Here is a 25,751-nt window from a genome sequence, read left to right as displayed (position 1 = left end):
TGCAAGGGGGAATGGGTTGAAGGGGACGTTTTGCAAAGAGGATCGCGTTTGAAGAAATGAATTCGAAAATTCATACAGAAGCCGGTCATGGTTTCATAAAATCGTATCATGAGCATGAAAAATCGAATTCATTTAAGCCTTTTGGCGGTTTTGGGGCCTTTTGAATGCGAAAAATCGAATAGATCGACACGATGAAGGCTACGAGTGGCCGTTCCATGGTGCCTCGTTCTTGCGTCGAGATGCGTTTATTCGGGGGCGCGGCGGGGGCATGACGAGCAACCCAGAATTTTTGGCGGATAGGCGCGTACATATAGGAATAGGCGACTAGATCGATACCGGGAGCCGGATGGGAGTCGAGAACGGTATGGACATTTTCGAGGAGATGCAGGTGCTCTTGCCGATTCTGTTCGTCGTGGTGCTCGGCATCATTCTATTCGGCGCCGCGCGAGGCGCCGGAGAATGGAGGCGCAACAACAAGGAGCCGCAGCGGTCCGTCCCTTCGCGGATCGTGAGCAAGCGAACGCAGGTACGATTTCACCATCATCACGACGACGGCATGTCGCACCATCATTCGGACACGATCTACTATGCCACGTTCGAAGTGGAAAGCGGCAACCGACTGGAGTTCAAGGTGAGCGGGAAAGAGTACGGCCAGCTCGCGGAAGGAGACTACGGGCACCTCAATTACCAGGGGACCCGGTACAAAGGATTCGAACGCCAGCCCGCCGGCGGGCTGCGGCGCGTCAGCAGGGGGTAGCCCAGCTAACCGCCGACATCGGATGAGATGCCAAAAGCCGCCCGGCGGGCGGCTTTTTTGTTCTTGCGAATGCGACAGGATCAAATAGGGAACTACAAGTTCCTAACGCTGCCGTCCGATGTCCGGGAGGGCATCGAATTTGACTTGCTGCGCCGCCATCAGCGCTTCAGCAGCTGCATGCGGTAGACGTACTCGAACAGAAACTCGAACGCCTCAAGATGCTTGCGCGCTTCGAAAGCGTCGCGGCCCCAGGCGTAAATGCCGTGTTTGCGCAGCAGAATGCCGGGGATGCGCTTGTCCAGCCGCTCGGTCACTTCGGGGACGATCCGCGGGATGTCGGCGAAATTCGAGACGATCGGCACGTCGATGACGGCTTCTTCGTCCCAGATGTTGAATGCCTTGATCAACTCGACGCCCTCGACCGGGACGGAGCGCCGTTCCCAGAACAGCTCGGACACGATGCTGTTGAAGACGGAGTGAATGTGGAAAATGGCGCCGCAGCCGGTTTGACGATAAATCTCGCAGTGGATCAGCGTCTCGGCGGACGGCTTCAGCTTCGTCGCTTCGATCGGCTGGCCCGTCTGATCGACCAGGAGGAAGTCCTCCGGCGTGGACGCGGCTTTGTCCTTGCCGCTCGCCGTTACGGCGAAGGCGAACGATTCGGGCGCGTAGTCGCCGACCCGCATCGACAGATTGCCGCTCGTGCCGGGGAACCAGCCCCGCGCGGCGAAGTCGGCTTTGACGTCGCTCAGCTCGCGGTATGCGCGCTGCTTTTCTTCCAGCCATATCGTGGTCATCGTTTCCAGTCTCCTTGCGATAAATGTCGGACGACGTCGTGGAACGTCTCGAACGGAATGTGCGGCAAGCCCAGCTCCCGGCAGCGCTCGGTCAGATGCGAGCGGGAGAAGACGAGGTCGACGAGCTTCGCTCCGGCGAAGTCCGTGATGCTGTCCCCGATCAGGATGCGCGTGAACCGGTCCTGCGGAAAGCGGCGGATAACCGCCGTCTTGCACATGCCGCAGTCGTTGTCGCACTGGTCGTCGCAGGCATGCGGCCAGGTAATCCGGATGCGCTCGCCTTCGAAGTCGCTGCCGTTGCAGAAAATATGGTCGGCCGGAATGCCGAACGGCGCGAGCAGCGGATAGACGAAAAAGTCGATGCCGCCGCTCGTCACGTAAAATTCCACGCCGTTGTCCTTGCACCAGGCTAGCAGCTCGGGAAAGCCCGGGCGGATGCCGGCCGTGTTTAGAATGTAGTCCGTCACTTCTTGACGCATGGACGAGGGGAAGAGGGCGAACATCTCGCCGACCCCTTGGCGGACCGACTTTTTCAGCGCGACGATGTCGGCGACGATCGGTTCCCAGCCGGGCGGGTTGAAGTGCTTCATCGCGGCGACGATGTTGTCGCTGAGCGTGATCGTGCCGTCGAAGTCGCAGAACAGGACGGGCGGGCGTTCAAAGGTAGCGGTCATGGTTGTAGGATCCCCCAGCGCTCGATGGCGATTTGAAGTTCTTCGTGATCGGCGGCGGCTTGCTCCAGGTTGATGCCGGACGTTACCGCGTCGATCGCCTGGCGGAAGGCCCGTCCGCCCGCGGCGGCGCCGAGCGGGTGGCCGTGCACGCCGCCTCCGGCGTTGACGACGACGTCGCGTCCGAAATCGCGCAGGATGAGCGGCACGAGCCCCGGATGGATGCCGGCGGACGGGACGGGGAAGGCGGCGGCTTGCGGCAGCTTGCCGTTCACCAGCGCGTCCTGGACGGCGAGGTTTTCGGCTTTCGGCATGACGACGGAGCCGTACGGCGACGGGAACAGCGCGAGGTCCGCGCCTGCGATGCGCATCAGCTTGCCGAGCAAAAGCGGCGCGGCGATGCCGTGGTGCGGCGACGGGTAAAAGGCGCCGGCCATCGCCGGATGCGCCGCGATCGGCACGTCGATCGCAGGATCGGCGGCCAGCTCGGCGAGCGCGTCGTAGCCGTAGGCCAGCACGTTGAACAGAAGGCCGTTCGCGCCGGCGTCGATCGCGCGGCGGGCGTTCGCGCGCAGCTGCGACGTCGGTCCGGTCAGGTTGGTGAAATAGATGAGTTTCTGGCCCGTCGTTTTCTCGGCTTCCCGGGCCGCGCCGATGCACGTCTCCACCCGGCGTTCGAGCGGCGTGAGCGGGTTCTCGAACAGAATCTCGTCGTCCTTGATCAGATCGACGCCGCCCAGCGCCTGCTGAAGGAACTGTTCGCGCAGGCCGTACAGGTCGTAGCCGATGACCGACTTGAAGATGCTCATCAAGAGGGGCCTGTCCTGTACGCCGAGGCGTTCGCGCACGCCCGCGATGCCGAACTTCGGGCCAGGGAACGCCTGCAGAAATTCGGCGGACGGCTGCAGGTCGAGCAGCTTGATCCGGCCGTCCATCGACAGCTTGCCGAACGCCGTGACGAGCAGAGCGGGCAGGTCCCGGCTGAAGTTGGCGTCCGGGTAAGCGATCGTAATGTCCGCGTACCGTTCCCCGGCCGCCGCATTTTCGGGCTCAAACGCTTCGACGGAGACGACCTGGCCGAGGTGCTTCTCCATCTTTTGCTTGGCGACTTCGGGCAGCTCGGTCCAACTGCCGACCGTCAGGCCGACGGCGATGCCTTCGGCTTTTTTGCGAAAGTCCGCTTTATCGTCATACAACCGGTAAGTAGCCGTACTCATGGAATGACGCATGGAAAACCCTTCTTTCTCGTGATTCGTTAGCGCGCAAGCGCTTCGTCCGCGATCGCTTGGCCCATCTCGGCGGCGCGCGCCGCGCAGCGGTCCATCGCTTGGCGGACGGCGCCGTGGAAGTCGTGACGCTGCAGCGTCTCGATGGCGGCCTGGGTCGAGCCGTTCGGCGACGTCACCTTGCGGCGCAGCTCGGCGGGCGCTTCGCCCGTTTGGCGCACCATCTCGGCCGCGCCGCGCACCGTCTGCACGGTCAGCTCGAGCGCAGCTTCGGGCGCGAGGCCCTGCGCCACGCCCGCCGCCACCATCGCCTCCATCATATAATAGATGTAGGCGGGCCCGCTGCCGGATACCGCGGTCACGCTCTCCAGCAGCCGCTCCTCGACGATCGTCGTCATGCCGATCGCGTCGAACATCATCTGCGCCAGCTGGCGTCCGGACGTCGTCACGGCATCCGAGAAGCTGATGCCGGTCGCGCCGAGTCCGATCGTGCTCGACGTGTTCGGCATCGTGCGGACGATCGGCTGCCCGGCGTCGGTCAGTTGCCGCATCGTTTCGATCGACAAGCCCGCGATGAGCGACACGAGCAGCTGCTCGCGACGCAGCGTCGGCTTCAAGGCGGCGAGGGCGGTCGCCGCATCCTTCGGCTTCATCGCGAGGACGATCACGTCGGCTTTGGCGAGCGCCGCCTCGCGGTCGGCGTCGTCCGAGGCCGAAGCGATGCCGTAGCGCTCCCGCAGCTCGGCGAGACGCTCCGCGTTGCTGCGGTTCAGGACGGTGATGCGGGACGGGGTGGCGACTTCTTTTTCGACCAGCCCGCGCAGGATGGCTTCCGCCATCGCGCCGGCGCCGTAGAAGACGATGTTCACGCTCGGAAGCGCGGAAATAGGGTTTGTTGCGTTGGATGACATGCGTATCACGCTCCTATTGCCGGATTTGGCCGTTGCCGGTCACCCGGTATTTGGTGGACGTCAGCGCCGGCAGTCCCATCGGTCCGCGGGCGTGAAGCTTCTGGGTGCTGATGCCGATCTCCGCGCCGAAGCCGAATTCGAAGCCGTCGGTAAAGCGGGTCGAGGCGTTGTGATAGACGGCGGCGGCGTCGACTTCCTGCAGGAACCGCTCCGCGTTCGCATCATCCGCCGTGACGATGCATTCGGAATGCATCGTGCCGAAGCGGCGGATGTGGGCGAGCGCCTCGTCCAGGCCGTCCACGACGCGGACGTTCAAAATATAGTCGCTATACTCCGTCGCGTAGTCATCGTCGGTGGCGGGCTTCGCCCAGCCGACCAGATCGCGCGTGCGGGCGCATCCGCGAAGCTCGACGTTCCGCTCGCGGAAGCGATCGGCCAGCGCGGCTAGATGGCGCTTCGCGAAGGCTGCGTGCACGAGCAGCGTCTCCATCGCGTTGCAGACGGACGGACGCTGGACCTTCGCGTTGACGGCAATGGCCTCGGCCATGGCGGGGTCAGCGCTTTCGTCCACATAAGTATGGCAAATTCCGGCTCCCGTCTCAATGACCGGGACGGTCGCGTTCATGACGACGTTACGGATGAGGGAGGCGCCGCCGCGCGGAATGATGACGTCGAGCAGGCCGTTCAGCTTGAGCATCTCGTCGACCGAGGCACGATCTGCGTCCTCGATGAGCTGCAGCGCTTCGGCCGGCATCGCGGTGCGGCGCAGCGTATCGCGCAGCGTCTCGACGATGCGCCGGTTCGACTCGAGCGCCGCGGAACCGCCGCGCAGGACGACCGCGTTGCCGGTCTTCAGGCAAAGGCCTGCGGCGTCGACCGTGACGTTCGGGCGCGCTTCGTAGATCATGCCAATGACCCCGATCGGCACGCGCCGCTTCTCGATATGGAGGCCGTTCGGCCGGTCGAACCGCTCGAGGACGTCGCCGATCGGATCGGGCAGCGCCACGACCTCCCGCAGTCCCTGTGCGATTCCTTCGATGCGCGCAGGCGTCAGCTTGAGCCGATCCAGCAGCGACTCGGACGTGCCGTTCGCGCGGCCTCTGGACAAATCCAGCTCGTTCGCCGCGATGATGGCGTCCAGGTCCGCGACCAGCGCGTCCGCCATTCGGAGCAGGGCCTCGTCTTTATCCGCCGTCGACAGGCGGCTCATCGCGGCGGCCGCTTCGCGCGCCAGCGCCGCTTTCGTTCTTACTTCGCTCATCACAACTCAGCCTCCTTAGGTACGTAGGTCGTCACCCACTCGTCGCGGTGGATGACTTCGATGCGGGGCACGTCGACCCGGCGCGACGCCTCTTCGCTGGACAGCCCGGCGACAGCCGTGATCTGCCAGGCGTCGTAGTTCGAGACGCCCCGGCCGATCACCCGGCCGCCCTCGCCGACGACTTCGACGACGTCGCCGGGATGGAAGTCGCCTTCCGCGGCGCGGACGCCCGCCGGCAGCAGGCTTCGCCCGCCGCTCACGAGCGCGGTTTCGGCGCCGGCATCGACTGCGATACGGCCCTGCGGCACCGACAGGAAGCCGATCCATTGTTTCTTGGCGGGCAGGGAGTGGAGAGAGGAGGCGAAGTAGGTGCCTCTGCCCCGACCTTCCACGGCCGCCGTCAAATCGCCGGGCTCGGTTACCCGGCCGACGAAGGTGGCGACGCCGCCGCCCATCGCGATGCGGGCGGCTTCGATCTTCGACCGCATGCCGCCGGTCCCGACCGCCGATCCCGCGCCGCCGGCGATCCGGTACAGCGCTTCGGAGATGACGTCGACGCGCTCGATCTTGCGGGCTCTGGCGTCCTTGCGGGGATCGGCGGTAAAGAGCCCCTCGATGTCGGTCAAAATATAGAGACCGGAAGCCTTCACCAAATTCGCGACGAGCGCGGAGAGCGAGTCGTTCTCGCCGAACTTGATCTCGTCGACGGCGACCGTGTCGTTCTCGTTGATGATCGGGACGGCCCGCTGCTTCAGCAGCTCCTCAATCGTCAGCTGGGCGTTCTGCGCCCGCTGCCGGTTGCTGAAGTCGGGACGGGTGAGCAAAATTTGCGCGGCGGCGATGCCGTGCGCGCCGAAAGCCTCCTGGTACGCTTCCATGAGCAGCGCCTGGCCGACGGCCGCCGCCGCTTGCTTTTCGTGCACGAGCTTCGGCCGCGACGCGTACCCGACCCGGCGAAAGCCGGCCGCGATGGCGCCGGAGCTGACGAGCAGCACCTGATGGCCCGAGGCGTGCAGGGCCGCGAGCTCATCCGCGAAGAATCGGATCCGCTCACGTATCAAGCCGCCTTCCTCGCTCGCAAGCGAGCTGCTGCCGATTTTGACGACGATGCGTTTGAACAAGAGAATCACCCTTTACCGGTCGAAAATAAAAAGACTCCCGTCCTCGTCAAAGGACGGAAGCCTGGCTTCCGCGGTACCACCTTCGTTGATGCCGACCGGTCCCTAACCGGCGCGTCATCCGCTTGGTTCCTGATAACAGCAGGATCTGTCCGGCTCTTCGCCGGCCGCTCGGGGATGGGGGAGGCAGGGGCTCGCGCGCATCCTTCCAGCCTCGGAATGCGCTCTCTGATCGTGCCCGGTTCCGCTTCGGTTCCCGTCTTCGCGTTTTGAACGAACGCGCCGCCTGGCGGGCGACGCGAATTATCCTAAGAATACCATGCGTCCAAGGCCTTGTAAAGGAACGAGCGTCCAGCCGTCCGTCCGCTCAGCGGAACAGTCCCAGCCGACCGATCCGTTCCGCCGTCTCGCGCAGCCGCGCTTCGGAGGCGAGCAGACCGAGCCGCACGTAGCCTTCGCCGCTCCAGCCGAAGCCGATGCCCGGCGCGACGACGATGTCCGCCTGCTCGAGCAGCAGGTCGGCGAACGAGACGGAGGTGTAGCCTTCCGGCACCGGCAGCCAGCAGAAAAACGAGCCCGCCGGCTTCGGCGCCCGCCAGCCGATGCTCGCCAGGGCGTCGTACAGCACGTTGCGTCGACGCTCGTAGGTGTCCACCAGCGAAGCGACCGCGTCCTGCGGCCCCGTCAGCGCTTCGGCCGCCGCCTCCTGGATGCCGCCGAACAGGCTGCAGTAATAATGGTCCTGGATCAGATTGAGCAGCTCGACGACCTGCTTGTTCCCGAGGGCGAAGCCGACGCGCCAGCCGGCCATGTTGTAAGACTTGGACAAGGTGTAGAATTCGACCCCGACCTCTTTCGCGCCGGGCGTCTCCAGGAAGCTGATCGGCCGCTGCCCGTCGAAGCCGATCGCGCCGTAAGCAAAGTCGCTCGCGACGACGATGCCGTTGCGCTCCGCAAATCGGACCGTCTCTTCATAAAACGAGCGGGTCGCGACGGCCGACGTCGGATTGTTCGGGTAATTGAGGAACATCAGCTTGGCGCGCTTCACGGCCTCCGGGGGCAGGGCGGCGTAGTCGGGAAGAAAGCCGTTTTGCGCGAGCAGCGGCATAAATGCCATCTCCGCGCCCGATAGCGCTACGCCCGACCAGTAGTCGGGATAGCCCGGATCGGGAACGAGACAAACGTCGCCCGGATTCAGCAGACATTGGCTGATCTCGACGAGGCCGGTTTTGCCGCCGAACAGCACCGCAACCTCGGTCGCCGGATCGAGGTCGACGCCGTAATCCGCTTTGTAGCGTTGCGCTACCGCTTCCTTTAAGAAGGGAAAGCCGCGGAACGGCGGGTACTTGTGATAAAGCGGATTTTCGGCGGCCATCTTCAGGCGGTCGACGATTTGCGGAGGCGTGGGCAGATCGGGATTGCCCTGACCGAGATTGATGACGTCGCGGCCCGTGGCGACGCGCGCGTTCGCTTTGGCGACGAGCGTCGCAAAAAATTGCTCCGGCAGCGTCTGCATGCGCAGAGCCGGCTGAACTTGAAAAGACATGATGAACGTTCACGCTCCAACCATTCGAAAATACATAGCATGAATGTAGCACAATACTCCCGCGTGAGACAATCGGAAAAGACGGAATACCGCGGCATCCCGCTTGTCGCTCGACCGGGAATCGGGTAGGATGGAGCCATACGGCTTCATTTCACTTCACCGAGAAAAGTTAGGAGCGACGTAATCATGTCGAAGACGATGCGCATCGCGCTCATTCAAATGGATATCGAGGTCGGCCGCGTCGAGGCCAACTTCGCCCGGCTGGCGAGCCTGCTCCGGGAAGCGGCGGCGGCCTCGCCGAAGCCGGACGTGATCGTCGCGCCGGAAATGTGGAATACCGGATACGCCCTGACCGAGATCCGGACGCTGGCGGATCCCGACGGGGAGCGGACGAGGGCCGAAATCTCGGCGTTCGCGCGCGAGCACCGGGTGAACGTCATCGCCGGCTCGATCGCCGAGCGTCGCTCAGACCGCGGCGGGGACGTCACCAACACCGTTTACGGCTTCGACCGCGAAGGCCGCGAGATCGTGGAATACGCCAAGATTCATCTGTTCCAGCTCATGGACGAGCATCTGCATTTGGCCGCGGGCGACAAGCCTGGCCGCTTCGCACTCGAGGAAGTGCCCGCTGGCGTCATGATTTGCTACGACATCCGCTTTCCCGAGCTGGCTCGCAAACTTGCGCTGGACGGCGCCAAGGTGCTGTTCGTCCCCGCCGAATGGCCGCATCCGCGACTTCATCATTGGCGGACGCTGCTGCAGGCGCGGGCCATCGAGAACCAGATGTACATCATCGCCTGCAATCGCAGCGGCACGAGCGGAGAGACGCGCTTCTTCGGCCATTCGATGGTGATCGATCCGTGGGGCGAGGTGATCGCCGAAGCCGGCGAGGAAGCGGACATCCTATACGCCGACATCGACCTGGCGCTTGCGGACGAGGTGCGGGGGCGCATCCCGGTATTTGCAGACCGCCGTCCGTCCGTCTACGAATAACATGCCGCAAGCATGACAAATGTCATCCCGAGCCGGTGACATCTGTGTCTGACGCCATCCCGCCGCATCTTGTACGATAAGAATGCGAACAACGAAAGGGAGCGTGAAGACGAAGATGTTGCCGGCTATTGATTTGAACGGGGTGACGAAGCGGTTCGGAACGAAAACCGCCGTCCGCGATTTGACGCTGCGGGTCGAAAAAGGGACGGCGATGGCGCTGCTCGGACGAAACGGCGCAGGCAAGACGACGACGCTGTCGATGCTGCTCGGGGTTTCCGCCCCGACCGAAGGAAAGCTCGCCGTGCTGGGAGGCAAGCCGACGGACGCCAAGGTCCGCAACCGCCTCGGCGCGATGATGCAGGAGGTCAGCGTGATCGAGCGGCTGCGCGTCGAAGAGACGATCGAGCTCGTCCGCCAATACTATGACAAACCGCTGCCGCTGCGGACACTGCTGGAATGGTCCGGGCTCGCGCCGCATGCCAAGCTGATGACGCAAGGGCTGTCGGGCGGGCAGAAACGCCGCCTGTCGTTCGCCCTCGCCCTCGCCGGCGATCCGGAGCTGCTCTTCCTGGACGAGCCGACGGTCGGCATGGACATCGAATCCCGCCAGCGGTTTTGGGAGACGATCGGGCAGTTGAAGGATCGGGGCAAGACGCTTATTCTGACAACCCACCATATGGATGAGGCCGAGCGCATCGCCGACCGCGTCGTCGTCATCGATGAAGGCGTTCTGAAGGCGGACGGCACGCTGAACGAGATTCGTCGGCTGAATCGCGTGCGGACGATGACGTTCACGGCGGGAGACGGCATAACGCCGGAGCGGCTGAAGCGGCTGGCCGGCGTGACGGACCTGGCATGGGAAGGGCGCCGCGTGCGCCTGACGGCGACCGACACCGACCGGCTGCTCCGCCAGCTGATCGGGGAAGGCGCGGACATTTCCGATATCGAAATCTCGGCCGGCGGACTGGAGCAAGCGCTCCAGACGATTTGGAGCGGCGATCGCAAAGGAGAGACTGCCTAATGAACGCTTACTTGAGAATGTGGAAGGCGCAAAGCGCCGCCGAATTGCTGCGCACGATGCGCAATCGCCGGTTTTTCCTGCTCGGCATCGTCATGCCGGTGATGCTCTACTTCGTCTTCGTCGCTTCGGTCGGCGACAACGTGCAGGTCGGCGGGATCGACTGGAAGGCGTACTACCTGATCTCGATGACGGCATTCGGCATTATCGGCTCGAGCCTCAACTCGCTCGGTCCGAGGCTCGCCGAGGAGCGGTCACGGGGATGGGCGAAATGGCTGCGCACGACGCCGCTGCCGAACTCGGCATACCTGTTCTCGAAAATTTTGTCGCAAGCGGCGATTCATTTGGGCATCATTCTCCTCATGTTCGCTGTCGGCATCCTGGTGAAGCATATTCAGATGCCCTTCCATTTCTGGCTCGAGAGCGGGCTATGGATGCTATATGGCATGATCCCGTTCCTCGCGCTCGGGACGCTGCTCGGCACGTTCGACGCGCCGGAGGTTGTGACCGTCCTCTCCACAGTGCTGCAAATGGTGCTGGCCCTGCTCGGCGGGCTGTGGACGCCTACGGAGCAAATGCCGGACTGGATGGCGCAGATCTCGCATGCGCTGCCGTCCTATCGCTTCGCGGAAGGAGCGTGGGACATCATGGCGGGGCGCGCGATTCCATGGGAAACGCCGGCCATTCTGCTCGGGTATGCCGCCGTCTTTATTCTGCTCGCCGTCTGGCGGCTGAACCGCAAGGGCACCCGGGCATGAAGCCGCCGCGCGAACCGGGAACCTCGTACAGCAAAACCTACACTTCGTCGTGGTTCCCCTACATCTGGCTCATTTATCTCGTCGTCCCGATTTTCTATCTCATCCGCTTGCCCGGGGACAAAGCCGCGATCGGCTTGTCCCTCGTGGCGTTGTTCACGGTCTTCTACGTCCTGGGCTTCAGGAGGCGCGCCTGGTCGTTTCCCGCCGCGCTGGCGATGACGGCCATCGCGGCCGGTCTTGCGCTCCTCAGCGACGCCGGGATGATCACGATCGGCTTTTTCATCGTGGCGCTGGCCGTGTTTCAGACGCAGTTCTGGCAGACGCTCGCGGTCATGGCCGCGATGGCGGCCGCCTTCAGTTACGTGCTGATTGCGGAGTTCGCCGTCCTCTCGCCGGACGAATGGGCGAGTCTGCTGCCGCCGATCGGCATCATGCTGGCGTTTCCGTTCGTCATGCGGGCGATCCGGCGCTCCCGCGAGCTGCGCAAGCAGTTGGATACCGCCAACGAACGGATTCGTCAGCTCATCCAGCAGGAGGAACGGGAGCGTATCGCCCGCGATTTGCACGATACGCTCGGCCAGACGCTGACGCTCATTTCCCTGAAGAGCGAAATCGCGGGCAAGCTCGTGACGCGCCAGCCCGAACGGGCCCGCGAGGAGCTCCGTGAGATCCACGGCACCGCGAGAACTGCGCTGAGGCAAATCCGGGAGCTCGTGACGGATATGCGGGCGCTGCGGCTGGCGGACGAGTTGGATCGGGCTCGGCAGCTGCTGCACAGCGCCAACATCGCCTGCGCGGCGGAAGGGTTCGAAGATGAGGGGGCCGTCCATCCGCTGGAAGCCCACGTCCTGGCCTACGCCCTCCGCGAGACGGTGACGAACGTTGTCCGCCACAGCGGGGCTTCGCGGTGCGAAATCGCCTTGTCGGTAAGTGAGACCGAGCTCGCGCTGATCGTCCGTGACGACGGCAAAGGGCTGCCGGAGGCGGAGGACGGGCAGCTGCGGGCGGGCAACGGACTGCGCAATATGCGGGAGCGGCTTTCGTTTCTAGGAGGACGGTTCGAGGCAGCAACGCAGCCCGACGGGGGGAGCCGCTTCGCGATGCATCTCCCGGTGGCGTCGCGCGGCGAAGCCGAATCGCAAAGCGAGACGAAAGAGGGAGTCGCGCAGGACGCCGAAGTTTCAAAAGAAAGAGCCAAGGAGGAACGCGCATGAAGATCGTCATCGCGGAAGACCAGGGTATGCTGCGCGGCGCGCTGGGCATGCTGCTCGGCATGGAGGAGGACATGAGCGTCATCGGACAGGCGGAAAACGGCGAAGAAGCGCTGCGGTTGATCCGCTCCCTCTCGCCCGACCTGTGCATTCTCGATATCGAAATGCCGAAAATGACCGGGCTCGAGGTGGCGGAGACGCTGCGCCGGGAAGAGCATCCGTGCCGCATCGTCATTTTGACCACGTTTTCCCGAACGGGGTACCTGCAGCGGGCCGTCCAAGCGGGGGTGAGCGGCTATTTGCTGAAGGACGCGCCGATCGAGGAGCTCGCGGATGCGCTGCGCCAGGTGATGGCGGGCAAGCGGGCGATCAGTCCCGAACTGTCGGTCTCGCTGTGGGAAAAGCCGAATCCGCTTACCGAGCGGGAACGCGCCGTCTTGTCGCTGCTGGCGGACGGCAAGTCGGTGTCGGAGATCGCGGGCACGCTGTTTTTGTCCGGGGGGACGGTCCGCAACTATATCTCGGAAATTCTCCAGAAGCTCGAGGCGAAAAACCGGATCGAAGCCGTCGCGATCGCCACGGACAACGGCTGGCTCGAATGACGGACGCAAGGGCCTTGCCGGCTTAGCGGGGGAGGCGGGCCATCGTCTCCCGGAACGTCGCGATGAACGCTTCGGCCGCGTTGGACAAGTACCGCCCCTTCCGGTAGGCGATGACAAGCGTGCGGGAAGGGCGCCCTTCGAGACGGAGATGGACGGGGGCGAGGCCGGGCAGCGGTCTGCGTGTTACCATCTCCGGCACGAGCGCGACGCCCATCCCGGCCGCGACGAGCGATTGCACCGTCTCGATGTTGGTGCTCTCCACCCCGACGCGAGGGCTGAAGCCGGCATCCTGGCACATGCGGAAGGCGAGGGCGCGGAAGCCCTGGCCTTTTTTGAGCATGACGAACGATTCCTCCGCCACTTCGGCGAGGGACACCTGACGACTTGACGCGGCTGCGGCGAGCGGGTGATCGGGCGGGACGGCCAGGCAGATTTCCTCCTCGATGATCGGTTCGTAAGCAAGCGCGGGCTCCACAAGCGGGAGCGACAGCAGGCAGACGTCGGTACCGCCGCTCGCGGTCAACTGCTCGAGCTGTGCCGAAGTGTCCTCGACGAGCGCGATCTCGATGTCCGGGTAAGCGCTGCGGAAGGCGGGCAGCACGTGCGGAAGCACGTGGGAGCCGGTCATCGGCAAGCTGCCGACGACGATCCGCCCTTTGCGCAGATCCGCGAGATCCTCCATTTCCCGGCGCAGCTGCTCGGTCATGTCGACGATCTGCTGCGCTTTGGCGACAAAGACGGTGCCCGCGTGCGTCAGCTCGACGGAATTGGTGCTCCGCTTGAAGAGGAGGACGCCGAGCTCCTTCTCCAGCTTAGACAGCTGTTGGCTAAGCGAAGGCTGCGCGATATGCAGTTTTTCGGCCGCGCGTGAGAAGTTGCGCTCGGCGGCGATCTGGATGACGTATTGGAGCAGGCGGAATTCCATAAGGGCCTCCTTATAATCAGGGACTATCAACTTTATAGATATTATATCTTGGATCAATGATAGGGGAGATGGTATGATGAGGTCAACCATTCGGAAGAGAGATTATTACGGGGTGAACATGATGAGTAAACAGACGATGTTCGAGAAGATTTGGAACAATCACGTCATTCATTCGGAAACGGGCAAACCAAGCATTCTGTACATCGATTTGCACCTGGTGCACGAAGTGACGTCGCCGCAGGCGTTCGAAGGCCTGCGCCTCAGCGGCCGCAAGGTGCGCCGCCCGGACCTGACGTTCGCGACGATGGACCACAACGTCCCGACCAAGGATCGCTTCAACATTAAGGACCCGATCTCCAAGCAGCAGGTCGATACGCTGACGGCGAACTGCCAAGAGTTCGGCGTCAAGCTCTACGACCTGAACACGATCGACCAGGGCGTCGTACACGTCATGGGGCCGGAGCTGGGACTGACGCACCCGGGCAAGACGATCGTTTGCGGCGACAGCCATACGTCCACGCACGGCGCGTTCGGCGCGCTGGCGTTCGGCATCGGCACGAGCGAAGTCGAGCATGTGCTGGCTACCCAATGTCTGCAGCAGGCGAAGCCGAAGACGATGGAAGTCCGCTTTGTGGGCAATCGCCCGGCCGGCATCACGGCGAAGGACCTGATCCTCGGCCTGATCGCCAAGTACGGCACCGACTTCGCCACCGGCTACGTCATCGAGTACACGGGCCAGGCGATCCGCGACCTGTCCATGGAAGAGCGCATGACGGTGTGCAACATGTCGATCGAGGGCGGCGCCCGCGCCGGTCTGATCGCGCCGGACGAGACGACTTTCAATTACCTCCGCGGCCGCGAGTACGCGCCGCAGGGCGAAGCGTACGACCGCGCCGTCGCCCAGTGGCAGGCGCTCTGCTCCGACGAAGGCGCCGTCTACGACACCGTCGTCGAGCTGGACGTCGAGTCGCTCGTTCCTCAAGTGACCTGGGGCACGAGCCCGGGCATGGGCACCGGCATCACGTCGAGCGTGCCGTATCCGGATCGGCTGCAGACCGAGAACGAGCGCAAAGCCGCCGAGAAGGCGCTGGAATACATGGATCTGAAGCCGGGCACGCCGATGTCGGACATTCCGATCGACTACGTGTTTATCGGCTCCTGTACGAACGGACGCATCGAGGACCTGCGCGCGGCCGCGGCCGTCGCCAAAGGCCACAAGGTCAGCCCGAACGTCACGGCGATCGTCGTGCCGGGCTCCGGGCGCGTCAAGATCCAAGCCGAGAAGGAAGGCCTCGACGCCGTCTTCACCGCGGCCGGGTTCGAATGGCGCGACGCCGGCTGCTCCATGTGCCTCGCGATGAACCCGGACGTCCTGCAGCCCGGACAGCGCTGCGCCTCGACGTCCAACCGGAACTTCGAAGGCCGTCAGGGCCGCGGCGGACGCACGCACCTGGTGTCGCCGGAGATGGCCGCCGCTGCGGCGATCAAGGGCAAATTCACCGACGTCCGCAACTGGGAATTCAAGACCGAAGCGACGGCATAAGAAGGGAGAACCGATACGATGCAACCATTTTCCAAACTGACGGGTCTCGTGGCGCCGGTCGACCGCGTCAACGTCGACACCGACGCCATCATTCCCAAGCAATTTCTGAAGCGCATCGAGCGCAGCGGCTTCGGCCAGTTTCTGTTCTACGAATGGCGGTTCGACGAGCAGGGAAGCACCATTCCGGAGTTCAACCTGAACAAGCCGCGTTACCAGGGCGCTTCCGTCCTGATCTCGCGCGCCAATTTCGGCTGCGGCTCGTCCCGCGAGCACGCGCCTTGGGCGATTCTGGACTACGGCTTCCGCGTCGTCATCGCGCCGTCTTTCGCGGACATTTTCTATAACAACTGCTTCAAGAACGGCATCCTGCCGATCAAGCTCAGCGAAGAGCAGGTCGAGGAGCTGTTCCAGCGGACCGACGCGAAGGAAGGCTACGAGCTGACCGTCGATCTGGAGAACAAAGTCGTCTCCGACGCGGACGGCCTATCGATCCCGTTCGAGCTGGACGAACACCGTCGCCAGTTCCTGCTTCTAGGACTGGACGACATTGGCTTGACGCTGCAGCATGCGGACGAGATCGCCGCATACGAAGCGAAGTACGCGTCGCGCCTCGCCAACTCGTTCTAATTTGCAATTATTAAGGTACATTTTCGATTCGCTCGGAGATCAAAGGGCGGCGTCGGGGACATTCCCCGCGCCGCCCTTTGTGCTTGTAGCGATAGGAGGGGCTTGAACTCGAAAAATCGAATAGAATCGTGTGTTTCAGCGGGAGAGCGGGCGTTCGTATTCGAAAAATCGAATAGAATCGTGTGTTCCGCGGAAAAGTAGGCGTTCGTATTCGAAAAATCGAACAAATCAGCGCAAGGGGACGGCAAAAGAGCGTCGCGCGCCGCCCCGATTCGGCATCGTTCCCGACTTCGCCTGTTTGGAGCGGTTCAAGCCCGGAGCGCTTCATCCAGCGACGGCGCGTGGAGCGGCCCGAACTTGACGAGTCGATTCAGCACTTCCACCATATACGACGCGCTGTAACGCAGATCGTGATCGAGCCACCATTCGATGAGTCCGAAATGCGCGGATGCGACGTACGCCACGAGGATTTCCCGGGGGGCTTGCGCTTCCCGCTCGTCCGTCTGCGCCGTATCGAACTTTTGATAGAACGTCTCCTCGATCGCGCGCTTCATTTGCTTCGAGAAGCAAGGAAGCCCGACTTCCCGCAGCATGACGCGATAGAAATCCGCATGCTCGGCGATATGCACGAAGTGGCGCGTCGCGGACGCGATGCCCGTGAAGGTGCAGGCTTTAGCCTGTTCGGAGGGCACCTGCAGCGCCTCCTTGAACGCTTCCAGCATTTCCTCGGTGCTCTGCTCCAGCAGGTCGAGTTTGTCCCGATAGTGAAAATAGAAGGTCGACCGATTGACGTCCGCGCGGGCCGCGATCTCCTGCACGGTGATCGACTCAAACCCTTTTTCCCGGATCAAAGCGACCAACGCGTCCCGGATGACCCGGCGCGTCCGTTTGACCCGGCGGTCCAGTTCTTCTTTGCGATCCGACATTTCCTTCCCTCCCGTAGAAGATGATTCGGTTCTCCCACATGCCGGGCCGATCTGTCCGAAATGCGATGAATCGGACGTCATTGTCGGTTGGCAGAATCCGCTGCTCCCCTTACTATAACAACAGACCGTTGAATTTCCTACACAGCGTTGGCCAACGAAGGGGAGCACGGCGAAACGTCATCCATCGAATCGCGAGGAGGAATCTCTTTTGATCAAAATCGCCATTATCTCCGGAAGCACGCGCCCTGGGCGCAACGGAGACGCCGTCGTCCAATGGGTGAGCGAGACGGCCCGCCGAAGAGGAGACGCCGAATACGCGCTTGTCGACCTTGCGGATGAGTCCCTGCCGCTGCTGGACGAACCAATCTCCCCTTTGATGGGGCAGTACACGAAAGATCATACGAAGCGTTGGTCGGAGAAGATCGCATCGTTCGACGGCTATATTTTCGTCACGCCGACGTACAACCGCGCCACATCCGGCGCGCTCAAAAACGCGATCGACTTTTTGTACAAGGAATGGAACAACAAAGCAGCCGGCCTCGTCGGTTACGGGGCATCTGATGCGAATAGCGCCATGGACAGTCTTCGGCTGATTCTCTCGGAACTTCAGATCGCCCATGTGCGCTCGCAAGTCGGCCTGTCGCTGCATACGGAATGGGAGAATTACCGGGTTTTTCGGCCGGGGGAACGGCACGAGCAGAAGCTAAACGCGATGCTGGACGAATTGCTCGCCTGGAGCGGCGCCTTGAAGGGGCTTCGCGTACCGGCCTGAATTTCTTCTGGGATCCCGGGATTGTCACCCTGTTCGGGGAACTTGGATAGGGAGTTAGGGAGATAGAGAGATAGAGAGATAGAGAGATAGAAATATGAAGATAGGAGCCTCCGTACGGTCGCATCGGCCGGACGAGGCTCTTTTTGGTTTGCGAGGATGGAAAGGAATTAAATAATAAAATTTAATTTAAAAAGAATTATTGATAAATATTTTATATCATATTAGCATCCAAGTTGCAGCAATCGCACATGGAAAGGAAGAGGAAGCGATGGAAGCGAGTGTCGAAGTTTTCCCTTTTTATCGCATTGCATATGTACGTCATACGGGTCCTTACGGCTCCGCCCAGGTTCAAGCCATGAAACAACTGAAAAGATGGGCGAGAGAGAAAGGACTGCTTACGGAATCGGCGATCCTATTCGGCATTCCGCTAGACGACCCCCAAACCACGCCGCCCGAAAAGTGCAGGTATGACGCTTGCATCGTCCTGGCCAAAGAGGAACCGATCGACGATGCCGTATGCGAAGGCGAGCTTGTCGGCGGAGATTACGTCGTTTTTAAAATCCGACATTCGGCGGAAGCGATTCAAAACGCCTGGGCCGATGTGTTTTCGGCCGTGCGCCGGATGGGTTATCGGGTGGACGACAGACCCGATTTGGAAAAATACGCCGGCGACTTGATTGTCCGGGACCTGTGCGAAATCTGCGTGCCCATAAAACCGGTATAGCAGAGTAAGCGGCAAACGGAGCGTCATCCGATAGGCTTCGCTGTGAAGGTGGCTGTCGTCAGCATGATTGGCAGGGAAAATGCTCCGTCTTTCCGCTTTCGCCATTGCCCTGCGCAGCAAAGGTTCGACAACGTTTTCATCCCGCAAGCGGGCCTTCGAATTCCGAATCGGCAAAATTCGGGTTCGAGGGCCTTTTTTTCCTCTTTTTCTCGCAACTTTTGGTAGATTCCCGCGTCTAATATTCGTGGACATGCCCCGACGCTTGGCGCTGTCTCTGGAGCGCGCCGCAAGTGGCGGGGAGCTGGCGTTTTCATCGGGAAAGGCACAAATCATATCGACACCGAGGTGAAGCATGAAGTACTGGGTTTCTTTGTTGTTCGTCGTCTCCATGCTGTTCATGACCGCCGGTCTCGCGTCAGCCGCGACGACCGTGCCGAAGCTGGTTCTGGACGGAAAGGAATTAAAGCCCGAGGAGCCGCCGGCGTTGATCGGCAGCCGGGTGATGCTGCCGGTCCGAATCGTCGGAGAGAACTTGGGTTACATAGTGGATTACGAAAAAACGAAGAAAACCGTTACCGTCAAAAACGGCGCCACGACGATCGTCATGACCGTCGGCAGCAAGTCCGCGACAGTCGACGGCAAGAAGGTCGCGATCGATGCGCCGCCGACTGTGACGAAGACGGGGCGGACGCTCGTTCCGCTGCGGTTCATCAACGACAACTTCGGGGCGACTGTCTATTGGGACAACGCCGCGAAGACCGCCTTCATCTATAGCGCCGCCGGCAATAACGGCGGCACGGGCGGCGGCGACGCTGGCGGCGGCACGGGCAATGGCGGTACCGGCGGAGACGGCTCGGACGGCGGTCTGATCGGCGTCGTCGACCCCGAGGAAGGCGGCGACCCGACGGACGGCGGCACCCCGCCGCCCGCGACGGAGACGCCGGCCAGCAGCCTTATCCACAGCGTCCGCTTCGACGCGGACGCGATCGTCCTGAAGTACGACGGCACGGTCGCCCCGAAGACGAGCGTGTTGTCCGGTCCGGACCGGATCGTCGTCGACCTGCCGGGAACGGACTTCGCATCGGACTTCGACCCGGCGCTGCCGGCGGATCCGCTGCTCGGCAAGACCGGCGAGCTCGCGGTGAGCGGACACGCGGCTCTGCAGAAGATCCGCTACTCGCTGTACGCGGACAATCCGAAGACGCTGCGCTTCGTCCTCGATCTGAGCCAGAAGTGGAACTTCGAGGTGCAGAACGATCCGACGGCAGGCGAGGTCAAGATCGTCCTCATGCAGCCGGATCAACAGCCGCAGCAGCCGGACAAAGGCGTGTACACGGTCGTCCTCGATGCCGGCCACGGCGGATCGGATCCCGGGGCGATCAGCGTCGCCGGCAAATCCGAGAAGACGTTTAACCTCGCCGTCATTCTGAAGCTGCAGGCGCTCCTGGCGGGCGACTCGCGCCTCAACATCGTCATGACGCGCTCGGGCGATACGTACCCTACGCTCGCGGACCGCTACAATCTGGCGAACTCCATCGGCGCGGACCTGTTCCTGTCGGTGCACGCCAACAGCAATCCGAAGAACACGATCAAAGGAACGGAAGTGTACTACTCCCGTGACGCGAGCCTCGCGTTCGCCAACGTTGTGCATCAATACGCCACGACGGCGGGCGGCCTCCAGGACCGCGGCGTCCTGAAGAAGAGCCTGGCGGTGACGCGCGAGACGGTCATGCCGGCCGTTCTGTTCGAGGCGGGCTATCTGTCGAACGCGGACGAAGAGAAAGTGCTCTTCACCGAAGACTTCCAAAACCGGATCGCCGCCGGCTTGGCGCAAGCCATCAAAGCCTATTTGAATTTGGCGTAACGGAGCGGGCGCGGCGGCATGCCGCGCCGATTATCGAACCCAAGGAGAGAAGAGACGATGTCGCTAAAGTCGCGGGGTAAGTTTTGGGTTGGACTGATCATGGTATTAACGCTCGTTTGGACGGGAGCCGGCTGGCCGGCTCCTTCGGCGTCGGCGGCTTCAAAGACGCCATTCAGCGACGTGGCCGCGGGCCACTGGGCCGAGAAGCACATCGCCAAGCTGGCGCTCCAAGGGCTGGTGCAGGGCGACAAAGGCAAGTTTAACCCGACCGGCATCCTCAGCCGTCAGGACGCGGTCATCATCGCGATCCGCTTCATGGGTCTCGAAGACCAGGCGAAGGCCAGCGGCGCTTCCCAGTTTCCGAGCAATTTCTTTGTGGACGAGTACGCCAAGCCCTACGTCAATTACGCGATCAAGGAAAAGCTGCTGACGAGCGAACAGTTCGCCCTCGCCGATAAAGAAACGAACAAAAAGTGGGGCAAAGAGCCGGCGACCCGCGAATGGATCTCCCGCCTGCTCGTGCGCGCGATCGGCAAAGAAACCGACGCCGTCGCGGCAAACGGCAAAGCGACCGCGTTCGCGGACAATGCCTCGATCGACACGACCCTGCTCGGCTACGTCAACGTAGCGGTAGCGGAAGGTCTCGTCAAAGGCGTCGAAGGCAACAAGTTCGATCCGAAGGCCAGCGTGAACCGCGCGACGATCGCCACGCTGTTCAGCCGCGCGGAATCCAAGATCTCCGTCGCCTACCCGGGCCAAGCGGCCGGCATGGTGCTGTCCTTGGCGCCTGACCAAATTTCACTCCTTCATACGGAAGGCAAGACGACGTCCTATAAAATTACGGACAGCACGCTGTTCTCGAGCAGCGACGTCGAGACGCTGACCGGGGCAGACACCGTGAAGCTGTACGGCACCGCCATCGTCATCGGCAACAGCGACGGCAGCGCCGCCTACATCGAATTGACCGACGCCACGGCGAAGGCGAAGACGGTGCAGGGCAAGCTCGTCGTCGTCAGCACATCCAAGCAAGAGATCAAGCTGCTGGAAGGCGAAGACGTGCACGATTACGCCTATGATGCGGCCAACCTCCCGAGCGTGACCGACGCGGAGAACAATACGATCGCCCTCGGAGATCTTCCGGCGAACGCCGAAGTGACGCTCCTCGTCGACACGTACCGCACGGCGGGCAAGGTGCTCGCCGTGAAGCTCAAGCAATCGGCGACGACGAAGAACGGCCAAGGCACCGTCGTCTCCGTCGACGCGAACGCGCGAACCCTCCTGATCAAGGACGCTTCCACCGGCGTTCAGGAATCCCGCCCCGTCTCGCCGACGGCGACGATCCAACTGAGCGACGGCAACTATGGCAAGCTCGACGCCGTCAAGGCGGGCGACACGGTCTCCTACGCGATCGTGAACGGTTCCGTCACGTCGCTCACCGTGAGCAAGTCCGTTTCGTCCGGCATCATCGAGGGCACGCTGTTCAAGATCGACACGGCCGCCCAGACGGTCCAATACACGACTAGCGCGAACCCGAACAAAATTACCGGCCTCGTTTATCAAGCCAACGTCGCCGTCAAGATCGGCGGCGTGAAAGACGCGTCGCTGGCGGATCTGCTCGTCGGCGATCCGCTCGTGCTCACGCTGGACGGCGAGGGCAAAGTCGCGACGATCGAGGTTGCGAGCCGCTCCGTCCAATACGCGAACGGCGCCGTCATTTCCTCGTACGACAACGACGCCAAGGTGCTGGTCGTGAAAGACGCTTACGGCAATCCGAAAGTGTTCAACCTCGGGCCGAACGTGCGCTACGATCTGAACGGCACGCGCATCACGCTTGAGGCGGCTTACGGCCAACTGTACAAAGGCAAAAAAGTCGACATCTCCTATTCCGGTTCCAACATCGTCTCGCTGTCCTTTGTCGCCCGCTACACCGGTACGGTCTACGAGAACAATACGACGAGCCGCATCCTGCGCGTGCAGCTGGACAACGGGACGATCGTCAATCTTCCTTATACGAATCCGACCGTCGAAATCTATGGCGCCGGCTACAAGAGTTACTCCGACGTCGCCGTCGGCTTCAAGGTCACGGTACTGCTGAACGCGACGCAGGATCAAGCGGCCACGATCCAGGTGACCCGCACGATCCAAGCCGAAGTGACGGCCGTCGACGCGTCGTCCGGCAAGCTAAGCGTCAAGCGGCCCGAGGGCTACGCGGACGAGTGGGTTATCGGCTCCGGCGTCTCGCTCAAGGATGAAGACAACAATAATGTCACCCTGAACAAGTACGTTCCGGGAACATTGGTCAACATCACGTTCCAAGGCAATACGCCGGTCGCGGTCAAGAGCGTCTCGGTCGTCTTTGGACGCGTGACCGCCATCGATACGTACGGGGCGGCGCTCGAAGTGCAAACGGGCGCGGCTACGCCGGTCCGCATCACGGTCGGCTCCAATGCCGCCGTCGTCAAGACGGGAACGACGTATACGGCGCTGTCCACGATCCAGCGGGACGACCGCGTCGAGATCCGCAAGGACGAGAACGACCGGAACATCATCACGATCATCCCGTCGGTGCGCCGCTTCTTCGGGTACGCGGATGCCGCGACGAACACGCTTTACTACAAGCTGGATACGTCGACGCAGGAATCGTATGTGACGCTTTCGCCGAAAGTGTATCTCCACAAAGGAACCGCCATCATCCCGCTGACGGAATTCCAGGCCGATGACGCGATCACGGTTTACGTCGTCCGCGGCAAAGCGATGGAAATTTCCAAGTAAAGTCGGCAAAGGCCGGGCAGAGCGATCTGCTCGGTCTTTTTTTTGTCGAGCGGACCGTCCCCGTTTCGGATCGCCCGCCGCGCGCGTCCGTCGCAAAAGCGTAGTCTCCGAATAAGGTGGGAGGAGGACGCCGGCTGCGGCGCGACAGTCGTCGACGCTTGTCGCTGCCGCCAACTTCCGTTACACTATAATGATGAAATAATAGGTTTCTTTCTTGGATCAGAGAAGGAGTTAGCCGATGAACGCCACGAAGATGAGACACATTCTGGATACGATCGCCGATCTGTTTCCCGACGCGCATTGCGAGCTCAACCACCGCAATCCGTTCGAGCTTACGATCGCGGTGCTGCTGTCCGCCCAATGCACCGACGAGACCGTCAACAAGGTCACGGCGACGCTGTTCGAGAAATACCGCACGCCCGAAGATTATTTGAGCGTTCCGCTGGAAGAGCTGGAGAACGATATCCGGCGGATCGGTCTGTTCCGCAATAAAGCCGCCAACATTCAGAAGCTATGCCGCATCCTGATCGACCGTTTCGGCGGAGAAGTGCCCCGGGAGCACGCGGCGCTGACGGAGTTGCCCGGCGTCGGCCGGAAGACGGCCAACGTCGTCGTCTCCAACGCTTTCGACGTGCCCGCGATCGCCGTCGATACCCACGTGGAACGCGTCTCCAAACGCCTCGCGATCGCGAAGCCGGACGACAGCGTCCTGGAAGTGGAGAAACGCCTCATGAAGCTCGTGCCGCGTGACGAGTGGACGATCACGCATCACCGGCTTATCTTCTTCGGGCGCTATCACTGCAAGGCGCAAAACCCGAAATGCGACGTCTGCCCGCTGCTGGACGTCTGCCCGGAAGGAAAGAAACGGATGAAGGCAACGGTGCGCGCGGAAGACAGAGCGAAGAAGGCGCGGGCGCAAACGGGGAAAGCCGGTTCCGCCAGAAACGCCGACGCGAATGGCGCGAAATCGCAGCCGACCCGGAAGCGGCAAGAGCAAGCGGCCGCGAAAGGGGGCGCCGACGCATGAATTCGACCCGCACCGAAGTGGCTTCCTCCGAACAGACGGGAGCCGCGGGACGTTACGCCGATGCGCTTCGCCGGATGGCCGAACTGGCGAACGGAGCCGGAGACGACACGCAGGCGGCCAAGTTCGGCGAGCTGGCGGATAAGCTGGCGCGCGGCGTCCTGACCGTCGCTTTCTGCGGACACTTCTCGGCCGGCAAGTCTACGCTCGTGAACGCGCTTTGCGGCGAGCGCTTGCTGCCGTCCTCGCCGATTCCGACGAGCGCGAACGTCGTGACGATCCGCAGCGGCCAGCCCGGCGCGCACGTCGTCTTTCGACGCGCGGACGGCACGGAGGAGATCACGCCTGATCTGCCGGTATCTCGGCTCGCCGACTTTGCGGTCGACGGCGAAGGGGTCGCCTCGATCGACGTCACCTATCCGGTTCCGCTGCTTGGCGACCGGATGGCTTTCGTCGATACGCCCGGCGTCGACTCGACCGACGGCGCGCACCGCGCGGCGACCGAGTCGGCGCTTCATCTCGCCGACGTCGTGTTCTTCGTGACCGATTACAACCACGTGCTGTCCGAAGTGAACTTCCGGTTTCTGCGAACGCTGCACCGATGGGGCAAGCCGACCTACGTCATCGTCAACCAGATCGACAAGCACCGGGAGCGCGAGGTGTCGTTCGCGGCGTTCCGGGACGGCATCCGGTCCGCGCTGCAGGCTTGGCGGATCGAACCGGCGGGCGTCCTGTTCCTGTCGCTTCGCGAGCCCGGCCATCCGCTGTCGCAGCGGGATGAGCTGATCCGTCTTCTGGAGTCGCTAAAGCCGCTCGCAGAGCCCCTCATGCTCCACAGCGCGGAACGGTCCGCCCGGTACTTGGCCGAGGAGCACCGCGCCTACGCGCGGCAGACGAACGCGCAGACGCGCGAGTCGCTGCTCGACGAGCTGGGCGGCGAGGAGGCGCTCGCCGCGCTCGAGCGCAGGCGCTCGGAGCTGGAGGAGGCCGTCGCGGCGATCGAGACGGCCGGTGACCGGGATCTGGAGCGCTGGAAGAGCGAGCTCGACCGGCTGCTCGGCAATGCGAGCCTGACGCCGGCGGAGACGCGGGAAAAAGCGCGGGAGGTGCTGGAGAGCCTGCAGCCGGGCTTCAAGGTCGGCTGGCTGGGCAGCAGCGCCAAAACGGAGGCGGAACGGGAGCGGCGCCTTCAGGCGCTCGCCGCCGACTTCCAAGCGCAAGCCTCGGCGAACCTGCACAGCCACGTGCGCGATCTGTTGCGCCGCGAGGCGAAGGCGGCCGACTGGGAAGGGACCGCGCTCGAAGAGGAGCTTGAGCGAGCGATTCCTGCCGCGGATCCGAACTGGCTCCGCGGCCGGGTGAAGCCGGGCGCCGGCGCGGACGGACAGGCGACGCTGAATTATGCGGCGGAGCTCAGCAACGACTGGAAGTCGCAGGTGCGCAAGGCCGCGCTGGGGCTGCTCGGCGAGGTAGACGCGCGCAGAAGCCCCGAGCGTCGGCGCGAAGCCGCCGCGCTGCGCGAGGAGCTGGCGCAGCTCGGCGAGCAGGAAGGCGCAGCCGGCCGGCTTCGGGCGCTGGAACGCGCGGAGGAGGCCGCCGAGGCGGCGCTGCTCGCGCTGCTGCCGGCAGAGCCGGCGGCAGTCGCGCCACTTGCGCTGCCGACGCCGGGCCCGGTGCGCGTACCCGCCGAGTCGGCCGGGCGCGA

22 protein-coding genes and 1 pseudogene are annotated in these 25,751 nt (G+C 62.8%); 14 read left to right on the top strand and 9 right to left on the bottom strand.

The window, feature by feature from the left end:
* Positions 1-364: 364 nt before the first annotated feature.
* On the top strand, positions 365-757 hold the full coding sequence (locus tag LKX83_RS25695) for a DUF2500 domain-containing protein (RefSeq protein WP_227885702.1): 393 nt from the start codon (positions 365-367) through the stop codon (positions 755-757).
* Positions 758-915: 158 nt separating this feature from the next.
* Here the strand turns inward: LKX83_RS25695 and mtnB are convergent, their stop codons facing one another.
* From mtnB to LKX83_RS25660, 7 genes are all read right to left on the bottom strand, one after another.
* Entirely contained in the window at positions 916-1,554 is a 639-nt protein-coding gene (mtnB, locus tag LKX83_RS25690; protein ID WP_227885701.1) for a methylthioribulose 1-phosphate dehydratase, read from the bottom strand.
* On the bottom strand, positions 1,551-2,228 hold the full coding sequence (locus LKX83_RS25685) for a 2-hydroxy-3-keto-5-methylthiopentenyl-1-phosphate phosphatase (RefSeq protein WP_227885700.1): 678 nt from the start codon (positions 2,226-2,228) through the stop codon (positions 1,551-1,553). The genes mtnB and LKX83_RS25685 overlap by 4 nt, the downstream gene beginning before the upstream one ends.
* The gene (locus LKX83_RS25680) at positions 2,225-3,454 is read right to left on the bottom strand and encodes a 2,3-diketo-5-methylthiopentyl-1-phosphate enolase (protein ID WP_227885699.1); all 1,230 of its coding nucleotides are present in this window, start codon (positions 3,452-3,454) and stop codon (positions 2,225-2,227) included. The genes LKX83_RS25685 and LKX83_RS25680 overlap by 4 nt, the downstream gene beginning before the upstream one ends.
* A 26-nt stretch (positions 3,455-3,480) precedes the next feature.
* Positions 3,481-4,362 carry a pyrroline-5-carboxylate reductase gene (proC, locus tag LKX83_RS25675; RefSeq protein WP_227885698.1) on the bottom strand — a complete coding sequence of 294 codons (882 nt, stop codon included), beginning with the start codon at positions 4,360-4,362 and terminating at the stop codon, positions 3,481-3,483.
* Between the two features lie 13 nt (positions 4,363-4,375).
* Positions 4,376-5,623, bottom strand: coding sequence for a glutamate-5-semialdehyde dehydrogenase (locus tag LKX83_RS25670; protein ID WP_227885697.1), 1,248 nt, complete (start codon positions 5,621-5,623; stop codon positions 4,376-4,378).
* The gene (gene proB, locus LKX83_RS25665; protein WP_227885696.1) at positions 5,623-6,744 is read right to left on the bottom strand and encodes a glutamate 5-kinase; all 1,122 of its coding nucleotides are present in this window, start codon (positions 6,742-6,744) and stop codon (positions 5,623-5,625) included. Before proB ends, LKX83_RS25670 begins: the two co-directional genes overlap by 1 nt.
* Before the next feature lie 364 nt (positions 6,745-7,108).
* A complete protein-coding gene (locus LKX83_RS25660; protein WP_227885695.1) occupies positions 7,109-8,287 on the bottom strand; it encodes a pyridoxal phosphate-dependent aminotransferase in 1,179 nt (392 codons plus the stop codon).
* A gap of 186 nt (positions 8,288-8,473) precedes the next feature.
* Here LKX83_RS25660 and LKX83_RS25655 point away from each other — a divergent pair, with 186 nt between their 5' ends.
* The 5 genes from LKX83_RS25655 to LKX83_RS25635 all read left to right on the top strand — a co-directional run bounded on the left by LKX83_RS25655 (position 8,474) and on the right by LKX83_RS25635 (position 12,869).
* Positions 8,474-9,280 carry a carbon-nitrogen family hydrolase gene (locus tag LKX83_RS25655; protein ID WP_227885694.1) on the top strand — a complete coding sequence of 269 codons (807 nt, stop codon included), beginning with the start codon at positions 8,474-8,476 and terminating at the stop codon, positions 9,278-9,280.
* 115 nt (positions 9,281-9,395) lie between these two features.
* Complete coding sequence (locus LKX83_RS25650; protein WP_227885693.1) at positions 9,396-10,301, top strand: ABC transporter ATP-binding protein; 906 nt, start codon at positions 9,396-9,398, stop codon at positions 10,299-10,301.
* Positions 10,301-11,056, top strand: a complete 756-nt coding sequence (locus tag LKX83_RS25645) for an ABC transporter permease (RefSeq protein ID WP_227885692.1) — start codon at positions 10,301-10,303, stop codon at positions 11,054-11,056. Before LKX83_RS25650 ends, LKX83_RS25645 begins: the two co-directional genes overlap by 1 nt.
* Entirely contained in the window at positions 11,053-12,270 is a 1,218-nt protein-coding gene (locus tag LKX83_RS25640) for a sensor histidine kinase (protein ID WP_227885691.1), read from the top strand. Before LKX83_RS25645 ends, LKX83_RS25640 begins: the two co-directional genes overlap by 4 nt.
* Positions 12,267-12,869: a response regulator transcription factor gene (locus tag LKX83_RS25635; RefSeq protein ID WP_227885690.1), complete on the top strand. Its 603-nt coding sequence runs from the start codon at positions 12,267-12,269 to the stop codon at positions 12,867-12,869. Before LKX83_RS25640 ends, LKX83_RS25635 begins: the two co-directional genes overlap by 4 nt.
* Positions 12,870-12,891: 22 nt before the next feature.
* On the opposite strand, the gene LKX83_RS25630 is transcribed toward LKX83_RS25635, so the two are convergent.
* Positions 12,892-13,794, bottom strand: coding sequence for a LysR family transcriptional regulator (locus LKX83_RS25630; RefSeq protein ID WP_227885689.1), 903 nt, complete (start codon positions 13,792-13,794; stop codon positions 12,892-12,894).
* A 121-nt stretch (positions 13,795-13,915) separates the two neighbouring features.
* On the opposite strand from LKX83_RS25630, the gene leuC reads away from it, so the two are divergent.
* The gene (gene leuC, locus LKX83_RS25625) at positions 13,916-15,337 is read left to right on the top strand and encodes a 3-isopropylmalate dehydratase large subunit (RefSeq protein ID WP_227885738.1); all 1,422 of its coding nucleotides are present in this window, start codon (positions 13,916-13,918) and stop codon (positions 15,335-15,337) included.
* An 18-nt stretch (positions 15,338-15,355) separates the two neighbouring features.
* Entirely contained in the window at positions 15,356-15,964 is a 609-nt protein-coding gene (gene leuD / locus LKX83_RS25620) for a 3-isopropylmalate dehydratase small subunit (RefSeq protein WP_227885688.1), read from the top strand.
* A 308-nt stretch (positions 15,965-16,272) separates the two neighbouring features.
* Here the strand turns inward: leuD and LKX83_RS25615 are convergent, their stop codons facing one another.
* Entirely contained in the window at positions 16,273-16,890 is a 618-nt protein-coding gene (locus tag LKX83_RS25615; protein ID WP_227885687.1) for a TetR/AcrR family transcriptional regulator, read from the bottom strand.
* A 208-nt stretch (positions 16,891-17,098) separates the two neighbouring features.
* Between LKX83_RS25615 and LKX83_RS25610 the strand changes: the two genes are divergently transcribed.
* The 6 genes and pseudogenes from LKX83_RS25610 to LKX83_RS25585 form a co-directional block, all read left to right on the top strand.
* Entirely contained in the window at positions 17,099-17,662 is a 564-nt protein-coding gene (locus LKX83_RS25610) for an NADPH-dependent FMN reductase (RefSeq protein ID WP_227885686.1), read from the top strand.
* 268 nt (positions 17,663-17,930) lie between these two features.
* The gene (locus LKX83_RS25605) at positions 17,931-18,386 is read left to right on the top strand and encodes an AraC family transcriptional regulator (protein ID WP_227885685.1); all 456 of its coding nucleotides are present in this window, start codon (positions 17,931-17,933) and stop codon (positions 18,384-18,386) included.
* A gap of 352 nt (positions 18,387-18,738) precedes the next feature.
* Positions 18,739-20,250 (top strand): N-acetylmuramoyl-L-alanine amidase family protein, encoded by a 1,512-nt coding sequence (locus LKX83_RS25600; protein ID WP_227885684.1) that lies wholly within the window; start codon positions 18,739-18,741, stop codon positions 20,248-20,250.
* Between the two features lie 57 nt (positions 20,251-20,307).
* Positions 20,308-23,022, top strand: a complete 2,715-nt coding sequence (locus tag LKX83_RS25595; RefSeq protein ID WP_227885683.1) for an S-layer homology domain-containing protein — start codon at positions 20,308-20,310, stop codon at positions 23,020-23,022.
* Positions 23,023-23,260: 238 nt separating this feature from the next.
* A pseudogene (nth, locus tag LKX83_RS25590) lies at positions 23,261-23,932 on the top strand (endonuclease III); the annotation flags it as partial.
* Between the two features lie 113 nt (positions 23,933-24,045).
* Positions 24,046-25,751: dynamin family protein (locus tag LKX83_RS25585; protein WP_227885681.1), on the top strand; the 1,706-nt coding region annotated here is incomplete at its 3' end.

It is taken from the genome of Cohnella baijiui (genome assembly GCF_020731285.1).
Taxonomy (GTDB): domain Bacteria; phylum Bacillota; class Bacilli; order Paenibacillales; family Paenibacillaceae; genus Cohnella.
This window is presented reverse-complemented; position numbering and strand designations above follow the sequence as displayed.